At 45.1% G+C, this 12,695-nt stretch carries 14 protein-coding genes; all 14 read right to left on the bottom strand.

The genetic code is table 11. The features are described 5' to 3' along the window. Positions 1-37: 37 nt before the first annotated feature. Complete coding sequence (gene nadA / locus L4D78_RS00710) at positions 38-1,084, bottom strand: quinolinate synthase NadA (protein ID WP_428465171.1); 1,047 nt, start codon at positions 1,082-1,084, stop codon at positions 38-40. A 148-nt stretch (positions 1,085-1,232) separates the two neighbouring features. Continuing rightward, on the bottom strand, positions 1,233-1,979 hold the full coding sequence (ybgF, locus tag L4D78_RS00705) for a tol-pal system protein YbgF (RefSeq protein ID WP_428465170.1): 747 nt from the start codon (positions 1,977-1,979) through the stop codon (positions 1,233-1,235). Between the two features lie 15 nt (positions 1,980-1,994). Next, the gene (gene pal / locus L4D78_RS00700) at positions 1,995-2,528 is read right to left on the bottom strand and encodes a peptidoglycan-associated lipoprotein Pal (protein ID WP_428465169.1); all 534 of its coding nucleotides are present in this window, start codon (positions 2,526-2,528) and stop codon (positions 1,995-1,997) included. A 33-nt stretch (positions 2,529-2,561) separates the two neighbouring features. Further along, positions 2,562-3,908 (bottom strand): Tol-Pal system beta propeller repeat protein TolB, encoded by a 1,347-nt coding sequence (tolB, locus tag L4D78_RS00695; protein ID WP_428465168.1) that lies wholly within the window; start codon positions 3,906-3,908, stop codon positions 2,562-2,564. 13 nt (positions 3,909-3,921) lie between these two features. Beyond that, the gene (tolA, locus tag L4D78_RS00690; protein ID WP_428465167.1) at positions 3,922-4,986 is read right to left on the bottom strand and encodes a cell envelope integrity protein TolA; all 1,065 of its coding nucleotides are present in this window, start codon (positions 4,984-4,986) and stop codon (positions 3,922-3,924) included. 13 nt (positions 4,987-4,999) lie between these two features. Then, positions 5,000-5,446, bottom strand: a complete 447-nt coding sequence (locus tag L4D78_RS00685) for an ExbD/TolR family protein (protein WP_428465166.1) — start codon at positions 5,444-5,446, stop codon at positions 5,000-5,002. A gap of 5 nt (positions 5,447-5,451) precedes the next feature. Beyond that, a complete protein-coding gene (gene tolQ, locus L4D78_RS00680; RefSeq protein WP_428465165.1) occupies positions 5,452-6,138 on the bottom strand; it encodes a protein TolQ in 687 nt (228 codons plus the stop codon). Further along, positions 6,135-6,542 (bottom strand): tol-pal system-associated acyl-CoA thioesterase, encoded by a 408-nt coding sequence (gene ybgC, locus L4D78_RS00675; RefSeq protein WP_428465164.1) that lies wholly within the window; start codon positions 6,540-6,542, stop codon positions 6,135-6,137. The genes tolQ and ybgC overlap by 4 nt, the downstream gene beginning before the upstream one ends. Before the next feature lie 277 nt (positions 6,543-6,819). Next, complete coding sequence (gene ybgE / locus L4D78_RS00670) at positions 6,820-7,122, bottom strand: cyd operon protein YbgE (RefSeq protein WP_428465163.1); 303 nt, start codon at positions 7,120-7,122, stop codon at positions 6,820-6,822. Continuing rightward, entirely contained in the window at positions 7,115-7,225 is a 111-nt protein-coding gene (gene cydX, locus L4D78_RS00665) for a cytochrome bd-I oxidase subunit CydX (protein WP_428455748.1), read from the bottom strand. The genes ybgE and cydX overlap by 8 nt, the downstream gene beginning before the upstream one ends. Positions 7,226-7,236: 11 nt before the next feature. Then, entirely contained in the window at positions 7,237-8,373 is a 1,137-nt protein-coding gene (gene cydB, locus L4D78_RS00660; protein WP_428465162.1) for a cytochrome d ubiquinol oxidase subunit II, read from the bottom strand. Between the two features lie 17 nt (positions 8,374-8,390). Continuing rightward, the gene (gene cydA / locus L4D78_RS00655; RefSeq protein ID WP_428455750.1) at positions 8,391-9,977 is read right to left on the bottom strand and encodes a cytochrome ubiquinol oxidase subunit I; all 1,587 of its coding nucleotides are present in this window, start codon (positions 9,975-9,977) and stop codon (positions 8,391-8,393) included. Positions 9,978-10,988: 1,011 nt separating this feature from the next. Beyond that, the gene (gene ruvB / locus L4D78_RS00650) at positions 10,989-12,005 is read right to left on the bottom strand and encodes a Holliday junction branch migration DNA helicase RuvB (RefSeq protein WP_428465161.1); all 1,017 of its coding nucleotides are present in this window, start codon (positions 12,003-12,005) and stop codon (positions 10,989-10,991) included. A gap of 12 nt (positions 12,006-12,017) precedes the next feature. Then, positions 12,018-12,641, bottom strand: a complete 624-nt coding sequence (ruvA, locus tag L4D78_RS00645) for a Holliday junction branch migration protein RuvA (RefSeq protein WP_428465160.1) — start codon at positions 12,639-12,641, stop codon at positions 12,018-12,020. Positions 12,642-12,695 lie beyond the last annotated feature (54 nt).

Genomic DNA, 12,695 nt, shown 5'->3' with positions numbered 1-12,695 from the left:
TTTTTCATATATCAATTAAGAGTATAACCGTAAATGATTACCTATTTTGCAGTTGTGCCGCAAAATCCAGCATACGATTAAGTGGGATCAATGATTTAACCCGCAATGCTTCGTCAACAAAGATTTCATGCTGTTCACCACCAGCACGTAAACTTTGCTCAATCGCTTTCAGGCCGTTCATTGCCATCCACGGGCAGTGTGCACAGCTACGGCAAGTCGCGCCAGCCCCCGCAGTTGGTGCTTCAATGAGTTCTTTACCCGGCACCATTTGCTGCATTTTAAAGAAAATGCCTTTATCTGTTGCCACAATTAACTGTCGGTTCGGTAGCTCTTTCGCCGCTTTGATCAATTGGCTGGTAGAGCCAACAGCATCAGCGAGAGCGACGACACTCTCCGGTGACTCTGGGTGCACCAGAATAGCCGCATCTGGGTAAACATTTTTCATGTCACGGAGCGCTTTGGCCGAGAATTCATCATGTACGATGCACTCGCCCTGCCACAACAACATGTCAGCACCCGTTTGTTTTTGAATGTAAGAACCTAAATGGCGGTCTGGCCCCCAAATGATATCTTTACCTTCACTATCAAGGTGCTCAACAATCTCTAATGCAATACTTGATGTTACAACCCAATCTGCACGGGCTTTTACAGCAGCGGATGTATTTGCGTATACCACAACCATATGGTCAGGATGAGCATCGCAGAATTCTGAGAATTTATCAGCAGGACAACCTAGATCGAGCGAGCACTCAGCCTCTAATGTTGGCATCAATACCTGTTTTTCTGGCGTCAATATTTTTGCTGATTCACCCATAAATCTTACCCCGCAGATCACAAGCGTCTGCGCAGGGTGTTGGTTACCAAATTTCGCCATTTCAAGCGAATCACCAACAAAACCACCTGTTTCTTCTGCCAATGCCTGAATTTCAGGATCAGTATAGTAGTGGGCGACAAGCACTGCGTTCTTTTCAGCAAGCAATGCTTTTATTTTAGCTTTATACGTCTGCTGTTCATCGACAGTCAGCGGGGTCGGCTTAGGTGGAAACGGGTAAACCATTTCTGAAGGGTCAAATGTTAGGCTCATGGCTCAATTGCTCTGTCTGCTGTCCTTATACCAATCCGGTCATTATACACCGCAAACTCATTAAGATGCACGGATCAAAAAAGGCCAGAAAACTGGCCTTTTTAAGTACCTCAAATAGAGGTGCAGGAATTCAAAAACTTGAATTAGATCAGAGCTGCTTCAAGTTGTTTGCTGCTTGTCGTGAGCTCGTTGAGTCTGGGTAGCTAGATATCACCTCTTGGTAATACTTCTTCGCTTCCTCTATTTTCTTACTACGCTCAGCAATAATACCCAACTTTAACAAGGCATCTGCTCGCTTGTTGGAATCACTAAAGCTTGCCACAGCTTTAAACTGCTCTTCGGCTTCAGGTAATTGGCTTTGGGTAAAGAAAAGTTGCCCTAGCCAGTAATGTGCATTTGGCTTATAAGCAGACTCAGGGTATGTCGTGAGGAACCCTTTAAATGCAGTAATTGCTCCCGTGTAATCTTTTTCTTTTAAGATCAGATTAACGGCAGACTCATAAGCTTCGTTTTCACTTAGATTACTGGAGTAGGTTTCAGACGATTTGCTTTCTTCTGCAGGCGTAGCTGCAGACTTCGCTTGCGGTTGGCGACTGAGCGCATCCACGTCACGATACAGCTCGCGCTGACGTTCTAGCATTTGACTAAGGTCATGGCTATTACGTTCAACGATCCCGCGTAATTCATCCATTTCGGTTGACAGCTGATCCAACTGTCGCTGCATACCCAGCTGCACTTGGTTGCGAGCCTCAATCATCCTTTCCAGACGTTCTAGGCTACCGCCCTGCGCACTGCTACCACTTAATTCAGTAACAGGAGCAGGTGCGGCGACCGCATGGGTCGCCGCACCAACCAGCAACGTTAATGCGATAGAGCGCATTGTGTTACTGTTCATAATGTTAACCTTCGCTTAGTAAACAAGAACCGAACGACGGTTCTTAGCATAATCAGCTTCAGTGTGGCCAAGTACTAGTGGCTTTTCTTCACCGTAGCTAACTAGTGAGATTTGGCTTGCTGAAACACCCAGAGTCTGAAGGTACGTTGCTACAGCATTTGCACGGCGTTCACCCAGTGCAATGTTGTATTCAGGCGTACCGCGCTCATCAGCATGACCTTCAACAATGACTTTTACAGCAGTGTTATCACGTAGGTAATCTGCGTGTGCTGTTAGCATCTCTTGATAGTCTGGTTGAATCTCAGAGTTATCAAATTTGAAGTAAATTGTTTGCTCTTGACGTAGCTCCTGGCTGCGTAGCTCTTGCTCAGAAAGTGCTGCAGAACCTGAGTCAACAGGTGTTGCAACTGTTGTTGACTGCTCAGTTCCTGTACCTGTGTTTGTTTCAGAAGCTGCAGAGCTATCAGTGCTTTCGCTTGAACTACATGCCGCAAGAGTAAACATTGGCAGCGCAATTGCCAGTCCCTTTAAAACTTTATTCAGTTGCATTTTTTTTCCTTTTTTATATCTAAATGCTCGAATTTACAGGAATGGTCCCCAAGCTGGAGCCCTTACCCGACCGTTCGTTGCAGGTAACCTTGCTTTGAATCGTCCATCAATAGACACTAATGACAGCTCGTTCGATTTATTATTCACTGAACTGTAAATCACCATCCCACCGTTCGGTGAAATACTCGGTGATTCGTCCAAAAATGTCTTTGTTAAAATCTGTACCGCGCCAGTTTTTAAGTCTTGCTTTGCAATGTTATAACCAGCATCAGACCGATGAACCATCACCAAAAACTTTCCATCAGGTGTCAATTGACCACCTAGGTTCTGACTTCCTTGCCACGTAAGGCGCTTAGTCGAACCATCAGCTAAATTTACTCGATATATCTGTGGTTTACCACCTCTGTCTGAGGTGAAAATCATCGAGTCGCCAGAGGGATCCCAAAATGCTTCAGTATTATTCGCTCGGCCTCGAGTGATCTGCGTCAGCTCTTTGGTTTCAAGGTCTTTAATGTAGACCTGTAAACTACCGCTTTTCGACAATACCATCGCAAGCTTTTTACCATCTGGCGAGAAACGGGGGCTACCATTATGACGAGGGTAAGAGGTCACCATTTCACGCGTGCCCTTATAGATATCCATAATAAATAGCTGAGCTTGTTGATTCTCAAAACTCACATAAGCCAATTTGCTGCCATCAGGCGACCAAGCTGGTGACATCAATGGCTGCTGAGATTTCAGCACCAAACGGGCATTATATCCATCGTAATCAGCCACACGGAGCTGATATGGGTATTGGGACTTATCATCAATCACAACATACGCAATACGCGTTAGAAAAGCCCCTTTTTCACCAGTCAGCTTTTCATATACTACATCAGAAATACGGTGTGCATATTGGCGTAAACGGGGTTCTTTTACCGTGGCTCGGTTATTGATTAGCAGGTGATCTTTAGTCAGTACCAACTCACCATTTTCAAGGCCTCGGCTCTCACCACTGGTTAACTGCCCACGTACCAAATCAATAAGCTGGTAGTGAATAACGTAGTTACCATCGGCATTTAAACTAACTTTCCCTGTAACCAGCGCATCAACACCAAGCGATGTCCATGCGTTATAGTTAACTTGCTCTTCACCGTATGGGGTTTGTGGCATCTTACTCGTTGCCACTGGCGAAAACTTACCGCTTCGACGTAAGTCAGAAGCAACAACTGCCGATATATCAGTCGGCATTTTGCCCTCACCTTCCCACTGGAAAGGCACTACACCGATAGGGCGTGCAGAATCAATACCTTCGGTAATGACCAGTTCCAATTCAGCTTGTGCGACTTGGCTAAAACTCAGAAGAGCAATACACAAGCCCATTAACCAACGTTTCATAACAACTCCTTCATCATTGTGGGCTTACAATCAACCGAATACCGCGCAGCCTTTCTACCACTGCTGGGTCTTCTGGCATCGGGAACTGGCTAACTTTTACCACTGCCGCTTTCGCTGCTTGGCATAAGTTACGATCACCCTCTTCTTCAGAGGCATCAAGTACCAATCCGTTCGCTGATAAGCGCATACGAATCACACACTCTTTACCAATAAAGCTCCGCTCTACTAATAAGTTCTGTTGGATCATCTGAGTATAGATAGCGCCATAGCGCTGGGTTTCATCAGCAACAAATTGACCTCTCGCTCCCCCACGCTGTTCGGTTTCAGCTTCAAGCCCAGCAAACATGTCATTCAATGCTGCTTCTTGTTGCTTTTGAGCCTCGCGTGCAACGGCGGCTTTACGCTCCGCTTCCTTACGCGCAGCTTCAGCCTGTCGAGCTTCCTCTTCGGCTTTTTTCTTCGCCGCTACCTGAGCTTGGCGTTCTTCTTCCGCACGTTTTGCATCTGCTTCAGCCTTGCGTTTAGCGGCTTCAGCTTTACGCTGTTGCTCAACTTGCTTTTTACGCTCAGCTTCCGCTTGGCGGGCTGCTTCTTGTTTCGCTTTACGATCAGCTTCCGCTTCAGCTGCTTGTTTACGAGCAACACGGGCGGCTTCATCGGCTTTGCGTTTTTCATTATCAGCTTTGCGCTTTGCTTCAGCGGCACGCTCTCTTTCGACCGCAATCCGTTTACGATCTTCTTCTGCATCTCGCGCTGCTTTTTCAGCTTTTAGCTTATCTGCTTTTAGCTGGCGTAATCGCTGCTCTTCATTCTGCCGCTGCTGTTCTAATGCTGCGGCTTGCTGCTCTAGTCGCTTTAAGCGATCTTGTTCAGCTTGCTTTGCCGCTTCTCGTTGCTGGCGGATACGCTGAGCTTGCTGATTGACCAACGCTGGGTCAACAACTACCGCTTTGATAATATTCCCCGCAGGTTCGCGTTTTGTCATCACGAAATCCGAGCCCCACAACAGCATTGCGACCAGTAAACCATGCATAAGTAACGAAATAATGACGGCGGCACTGTAGTCGTTCTTCTTCATCCTACCCGCCTATTTACTGTTCCAGTGGCTCAGTCATCAAGCCTACAGACCCTACACCGGCCTGACTTAGTGCATCGAGCGTCTCAATGATATAAGAATACGGCGCACGAGCATCTCCACCGACCAATACGGTAGACTCAGGGTTTAGCTGTAATTCAGCACGTACTCGGGTAAGTAGCTCATTTAAGCCAAGTCCACGTACCATATCCTGATCATCAACACTCAAACCAAGATTACCATCTTGGTTCACCTCCACAATGATCGGGGATTTATTACTATTTTCACCGATCAGATCTGCAGCCGTCTTCGCTGTCGAAGTGGCCGGCAGATCAACATCGACCCCCTGGGTAATAAATGGCGCTGTGACCATAAATACGATCAACAATACAAACATCACGTCGATATAAGGGACAACATTGATCTCACAAGTTATTTTACGCTTCTTAGGTTGATAGACCATGCAATTTACTCCTCGTGAGCAGCAAACGCCTGGCGGTGCAAGATGCTAGAAAACTCTTCCATGAACGTTGCATAATCGTGCTCAAGCTTTGAAACTTGATTTGTCAGTTTATTGAAAAACATAACGGCAGGGATCGCGGCAAACAAACCGATAGCCGTTGCAATCAACGATTCTGCAATACCCGGAGCAACCATTTGCAACGTCGCTTGCTTTACTGCACCGAGTGCGATGAATGCATGCATAATACCCCATACAGTACCAAACAGACCGATATATGGGCTGATTGAACCAACCGTCGCTAAAAATGGCAAGCTGGTTTCAAGTTCTTCGACTTCGCGCGACAGTGCAACGCGCATGGCACGTCCCGTCCCTTCCATTACCGCTTCCGGCGCCTTGCCATTATTACGGTGCAAACGGGCAAACTCTTTGAAGCCTGCATGGAAAATTTGTTCAGTACCAGTCAGGCTATCTTTACGTGCCTGTACTTCTTGGTAAAGTTGCGATAAATCGACACCAGACCAAAACCGGTCTTCAAAACGCTCTACATTCGTCTTTGCCTGAGATAGCACTTGAGAGCGCTTGATAATCATCGCCCAAGATGCAACAGACATACCCATCAAAATAAGTACGACAACCTTACCCAGCAGGCTCGCCTGCAGAAATAGGTCTAAAATCGAAAGTTCAGCGTTCACTTGGATATCTCCGACATAATTTTTTCTGGAATCTTAATAGGCTTCAGGGTATCAGGATGCACACAGGCTACCTGAATCAGTGCTTTACACAATATCAGCCCTTCATTGTTAACTAAAACCTGACAGAACTCGATAGAGGCACGACGTATATTGTTCGTCCATGTCTTTACAACTAATTGTTCGTCTAACTTGGCACCTTTGAAGTAGTCAATCTCAATATGACGAATAACAAAACTGACTTTAGACGCAAATAGGTCGTTAAGACTGACACCAAAACTTCTGAAGAGTTCAGTTCTGGCTCGTTCAAAAAATTTAATGTAGTTGGCATGATAAACCAGCCCACCTACATCTGTATCTTCGTAATAAACCGTTATTGGCCATTCAAAGGCATTGTCTTCGGTCATGATTACCTACGTTGTTGTGGCTATCTACTTAGAATCAAGCAGGTATCTACAGTTAGTGGCTTACTATACCTAAATTGCTTATCACAATGGAATTATCATGTGACGAACACTTACAAATCATTCATTTTTTTGATGTCTGGGTCACTTAATCCAGAATATGAATAAACCATGATTTGAATAATTCATCATTATTTGTCTGATTTTTAGTCAGAAAAAAGCCCAGAGCATTGCTGCTCTGGGCTTTTCAATTTTCACTTAGCAATGGTAGCTACTGCTATCAACCTAAGCGAAGCCACATAATATAAAGCATAATTGGCAATGAGATATACGGGGTAAAAAATACCTGCCAGTACCAACGGTGTGGAACAAACCCAACACCGAAGACCATTGCTGAACATGTTGCCCATATCAAGGCTGGCGAGATCACAGGTCCAAATCCGCCAATCGCCTGAGCAAAGAGTGTCGGTTCCCAAATCACCAGCCCTGCGGTGGCTATTGACAGCATCAAAGCCAACAAACGCAGTGGAGCAATATCTACCCACTGATGAACACGCTTCACCCAGAGATTGAGATTACTCACCGGTCTCTTTGTCCATATTTTCTGTTGCTTCTAGCCACAACGCGTTAATGATACCGAACGAGCAAGCAAGCAGCACACCCAGGATCCAAGCGAAATACCACATAGTCAGTCTCCTTAGTACAGTGAGTTCTTGTTGTCTTCAATATATTTGGTATCAAGGCGACCAAACATTTTGTAGTAACACCATGTTGTGTAGCCGAGAACGATGGGTACCATTACCGCAGCAACACCAGTCATGATGTTCAGCGTTAGCTCAGATGAGGTTGAGTCCCACATCGTTAAGCTGTGTGCTGGTACAAGGCTTGATGGCATTACGAACGGGAATAATGCAAAACCCGCAGTTAAAATCACACCAGTCATTGTTAGGCTTGAGGTCACAAATGCCAATGCACAACGGTTAGCACGTGACAGTAGTAACGTCAGAAGAGGCATAAATACCGCTAGAGCAGGCGCAATCCACAATAGTGGGTAAGCATCGAAGTTATTAAATAGCGCACCAGACTGACGAATGACTTCTTTCGTTAGTGGGTTCGAAGGTGCATCTTTAATAATTTCCGAAGTGATCACGTAGCCTTCAATGCTCTGAGCCCAGATACCAGCAATCGCAAAACACGCTGCAGTCGCGACAGAAGTGATCATCGCAACACGACGAGCACGCTCACGAAGAGCGTCAGTAGTTTTCATTTGCAAATAAGCAGCACCTTGGGTCGTGATCATTAAGATACTGACGATGCCACACAATAGTGCAAACGGGTTAAGCAAACCAAAGAATGATCCTTTATAGGTCGGGACCAAAAACTCGCTTAACTCAAACGGCACGCCCTGAAGTAAATTACCGAACGCAACACCAAAGATAACGGGTGGAACAAAGCTACCAACAAAGATCGCTTTATCCCATGATTCACGCCACTGTGGGTTTTCAATTTTAGAACGGTAGTCAAAGCCAATTGGACGTAACCAAAGTGCCGCTAGCGTTATGATCATTGCAAAATAAAAGCCGGAAAATGCAGTTGCATAAACCAGAGGCCAAGCTGCAAACAGCGCACCACCAGCAGTGATAAGCCATACTTGGTTACCATCCCAGTGCGGGGCGATTGAGTTGATCATTACTCGACGTTCAGAGTCTGTCTTACCGATTACACGAGACAGCACACCAACACCCATATCAAACCCATCGGTAACAGCGAAGCCGATGCATAACACACCGATCAACGCCCACCAGATGAATCGCAATACTTCATATTCAAACATTGCTCAGTACTCCCTGCTTATACTTCAACTTGACGCGAAACTGCATTCTGTGCTGAATCGTTCTGTTCAAAATGGTAGCGGCCTGTTTTCAAGCTGCTTGGACCTAGACGAGTAAACTTGATCATCAGGTACATCTCAGCAACTAGGAACGCTGTGTAAAGAGCAATAATTGCAATTAATGAGGTAATAACATCTGACGGTTGAAGATGTGAAACGGCCATCGACACCGGTAAAATTTCACCAACTGCCCATGGTTGACGTCCATACTCAGCGACAAACCAACCAGCTTCGATAGCAATCCACGGCAGCGGTAAACCGTATAATGCTGCTTTCAGAACCCATTTGTTTTCAGTGATCTTATGACGGCAAGACTGAATAAATGCAGCACCAATAATACCAAGCATAATAAAGCCACAAGCAACCATGATACGGAAGCTCCAGAACAACGGCCATACTGTTGGGATTGAGTCATCAGCAGCTTGTGAAATGTGCTCATCGGTTGCATCAACAACGTTGTCAGCATATGGCTTAACCAAGTAGCCATAGCCTAAATCGTGTTTCACCGCGTCAAATGCTGCAATGTTTTCTGGCGTTCGTTCACCGGCACGTAGTTTTTCGAGTAAACCATAAGCAACCATACCGTTACGTATACGTACTTCGTGCTCGTCTTTCAGATCACGTAAGCCAGTCACTTCAGTATCGATAGAACGGGTAGCGATGATGCCCATTAAGTATGGGATTTTAATCGCGTAATCGGTTTCCATCGTTTCTTGGTTCGGGATACCAAACAACGTGAAAGCGGCTGGTGCTTCTTCTGTATGCCATTCCGCTTCAATCGCTGCTAGCTTCGTTTTCTGAACATCACCTAGCTCATAGCCAGATTCATCACCAAGTACGATTACAGATAAAATAGATGCAATACCGAATGCAGCTGCAATCGCGAATGAACGACGAGCAAACGCAATATCACGGCCTTTCAGAATGTAGTACGAACTGATAGACAGAACGAACATCGCGCCCGTTACGTAACCTGATGCAACAGTGTGAACAAATTTCACCTGCGCAACGGGGTTAAGAACAACTTCCGCAAAACTTACCATTTCCATGCGCATGGTTTCGAAGTTGAACTCTGCACCAACAGGGTTCTGCATCCAACCATTCGCAACTAGAATCCATAGCGCCGAGAAGTTAGAACCAAGAGCGACTAACCAAGTGACAGTAAGGTGCTGACGCTTAGATAATCGATCCCAGCCAAAGAAGAATAGGCCAACTAAGGTAGATTCAAGGAAGAAGGCAACAAGTGCTTCGATAGCCAAAGGCGCACCGAAAATATCACCAACATAGTGAGAGTAATAAGCCCAGTTAGTACCGAACTGAAACTCCATGGTAAGACCCGTGGATACACCAAGAGCAAAGTTGATCGCAAAAAGCTTACCCCAGAACTTGGTCATGTCCTTGTAGATTTGCTTTCCGGTCATTACGTAAACTGACTCCATAATGGCAAGCAAAAATGCAAGACCAAGAGTCAAGGGGACGAACAAAAAGTGGAACATCGCAGTTAATGCGAACTGTAACCGCGATAGTTCGACGATATCAGTGAACATTGAGAACTCCTTTTTTCGCCAGGCTGAATGGCGACAGTACAACAACAAGTGTACCGATGGTTGGGCGTAGCAAAGTAGCTAACATAACCGCAATTATTCACCTTCCTGGTTGCTCGTTAGTTATCAAATAACGGCATCCTTGATATGTTGCGATCCTGTGCCAAATTAGTTAATTTGTTGTTAAGCTACAGCTAATAAAGTCATTGCTAATATTACTTACATTCGGGGTTGGTCTCAATGAATTTATCGCACAATTTTCTTTGATGAATATCAATAAACACTGTTCAAAATTTAATCGACTGGCTTTTGATTGATCTAGATCAAGTAAATGCATTCCCAAAATAACAACCAAAATTGCTAGTAAACTCAAGGTTTATCATAACTTTCACCGTCAGATTCATGCCCTTTCATATTCTGTTTTAAAACGTCATATATCATCAATACTGACCTTAGAAAAAAGGCAGAATCAACTTGTGACTCAGCTCATACATCAATAATAAAACCGATAAATAAGCCTGATTTAATGGGCTATATAAAGATTCTACCCACACCAGTCGCATTAGTTAATCTAATCCAAATTGATAATAATAATCTCTTTTTCCATTAGGCAAAACGCCTATAATCAGCCGCAGAAACAGATTATGCCACCCAGACAATAAAAGTCGCCTTTTGCGTGGACTGTATGCTGCTTCCCCACAATCGATTTTTTTAGATGAGGACGTCGTTATGGCTCGTTTTATTGAGAAAGTGATTGCACTCTATCAGCCAAGTTTTACAGAGATGTACAAAAACCACCGCTAGAAAACGCTCACTAAATAAGCACTATTCTGTGAGTAAGCTTGCACTCACTAAGCAATTCCGGTTTAGCCCCTTGGTTATTTGTCATATAAATGTAAATTTAACACTGGGACATGTATCAAGTTGCAAGCAAAACGAGCACATAAAAAAAGCGAGGCCAACTGGCCTCGCTTTTTGTTACATTATATATACATCTTTTAGATGCCGAAATTGTTACTTTGACTCTGGAATATCTAAGCCAAAATGCAAATAGGCGCGATGGGTGGCAATCCGCCCGCGCGGCGTACGCTGAAGGTAGCCTTGCTGAATGAGGTATGGCTCAAGGACATCTTCGATGGTATCTTTTTCTTCACCGATTGCTGCAGCAAGGTTATCAAGCCCCACAGGACCACCCATAAACTTGTCTATAATAGCCATCAGTAGTTTGCGGTCCATATAATCAAAACCGCTACTATCCACATCTAACATATCAAGTGCTTTACTCGCAATGTCAGGGCAAATATGACCATCGCCTTTTACTTCAGCATAGTCACGCACACGGCGTAATAACCGGTTCGCGATACGAGGCGTACCACGTGCCCTCATCGCAACTTCCATCGCCCCTTGAGACTCCAACGAAAGATTAAGACAATTAGCACTGCGCTGAACGATATCTCTTAAATCGTCTACTTTGTAATACTCAAGACGCTGGGTAATACCAAAGCGGTCACGCAGCGGTGAGGTCAACGAGCCAGCGCGGGTTGTTGCACCGATTAACGTAAATGGTGGAAGATCAATTTTAATGGAACGCGCTGCAGGCCCTTCACCGATCATAATGTCTAACTGATAGTCTTCCATTGCCGGATACAACACCTCTTCAACCTGCGGGCTTAAGCGGTGGATTTCATCAATAAATAAGACATCATTCTCTTCAAGGTTGGTCAACAACGCAGCTAAGTCACCCGCTTTTTCAAGAACAGGTCCTGATGTCGTACGAATGCTTACGCCCATTTCATTGGCAACGATATTAGCCAATGTTGTCTTACCTAAACCTGGAGGACCAAAGATCAACAGATGATCTAACGCTTCATCGCGTAGTTTTGCTGCTTGTATGAAAATTTCCATTTGGCCACGAACATGGTCTTGACCTTGGTAATCATCTAGCAGTTTAGGGCGAATCGCGCGGTCAATGACATCTTCCTCACGCGGGGTAGGAAAGTCGTTGGCAACCAGTCGGTCAGCTTCAATCATAATGACCTACCTTTAGACCATAGAACGCAGTGCATCACGAATAATCGCTTCACTTGTCATGTCTGGTTGAACAACCTGTGCTACCACTTTAGATGCCTGTTGTGGCTTATACCCTAGTGCAACCAATGCACTTACTGCCTCATCTTCCGCACGCGCGGCAGAAACAGTATCTTGTACCGGTGCGTTTGAAGCGGCAGTATCAAGCGCTGCGGTAAACAAATCGCCTTCGCCCCAGCCTTTAAGACGGTCTTTCATTTCAACCACTAAGCGTTCTGCGGTTTTCTTTCCGACACCCGGAATTTTAACCAAGGTCGTGATATCTTCGTTTTCAACGCTTAATACAAATTGACTTGCCGTCATGGCCGATAAGATGGCTAACCCTAACTTCGGCCCTACGCCATTGGCTTTAATCACTTCGCGAAAGAGCTCGCGCTCGCTCTTTTTATTAAAGCCATATAAAAGTTGAGCATCTTCACGCACAACGAAATGAATAGAGAGTACGGCTTCTTGGCCAACTTCCGGCAATTCGTAAAAACAGCTCATTGGCATTTGGACTTCATAGCCAATGCCACCGACTTCAATCAGGACTTCAGGCGGTTGTTTTTCGATTATGGTTCCACGTAGTCGGCCTATCACAGCAACTTCTCTTTATTGATTCACAAAATAGGCTTTAGGATAGTAAAGAGCTGG

The sequence above is a fragment of the Photobacterium minamisatsumaniensis genome (assembly GCF_050336695.1).
In the GTDB taxonomy this organism is placed as follows: Bacteria; Pseudomonadota; Gammaproteobacteria; order Enterobacterales; family Vibrionaceae; genus Photobacterium; species Photobacterium minamisatsumaniensis.
Note: the sequence above shows the minus strand (reverse complement) of the source record. Positions and strands in the feature narration are given on the sequence as shown.

What these genes read in the sequence shown, in the direction of transcription:
- nadA (WP_428465171.1), bottom strand. Translation starts at nt 1,084, where the DNA reads ATGAGCCTAACATTTGACCCTTCAGAAATGGTTTACCCGTTTCCACCT.
- ybgF (WP_428465170.1), bottom strand. Translation starts at nt 1,979, where the DNA reads ATGAACAGTAACACAATGCGCTCTATCGCATTAACGTTGCTGGTTGGT.
- pal (WP_428465169.1), bottom strand. Translation starts at nt 2,528, where the DNA reads ATGCAACTGAATAAAGTTTTAAAGGGACTGGCAATTGCGCTGCCAATG.
- tolB (WP_428465168.1), bottom strand. Translation starts at nt 3,908, where the DNA reads ATGAAACGTTGGTTAATGGGCTTGTGTATTGCTCTTCTGAGTTTTAGC.
- tolA (WP_428465167.1), bottom strand. Translation starts at nt 4,986, where the DNA reads ATGAAGAAGAACGACTACAGTGCCGCCGTCATTATTTCGTTACTTATG.
- L4D78_RS00685 (WP_428465166.1), bottom strand. Translation starts at nt 5,446, where the DNA reads ATGGTCTATCAACCTAAGAAGCGTAAAATAACTTGTGAGATCAATGTT.
- ybgC (WP_428465164.1), bottom strand. Translation starts at nt 6,542, where the DNA reads ATGACCGAAGACAATGCCTTTGAATGGCCAATAACGGTTTATTACGAA.
- cydX (WP_428455748.1), bottom strand. Translation starts at nt 7,225, where the DNA reads ATGTGGTATTTCGCTTGGATCCTGGGTGTGCTGCTTGCTTGCTCGTTC.
- cydB (WP_428465162.1), bottom strand. Translation starts at nt 8,373, where the DNA reads ATGTTTGAATATGAAGTATTGCGATTCATCTGGTGGGCGTTGATCGGT.
- cydA (WP_428455750.1), bottom strand. Translation starts at nt 9,977, where the DNA reads ATGTTCACTGATATCGTCGAACTATCGCGGTTACAGTTCGCATTAACT.
- ruvB (WP_428465161.1), bottom strand. Translation starts at nt 12,005, where the DNA reads ATGATTGAAGCTGACCGACTGGTTGCCAACGACTTTCCTACCCCGCGT.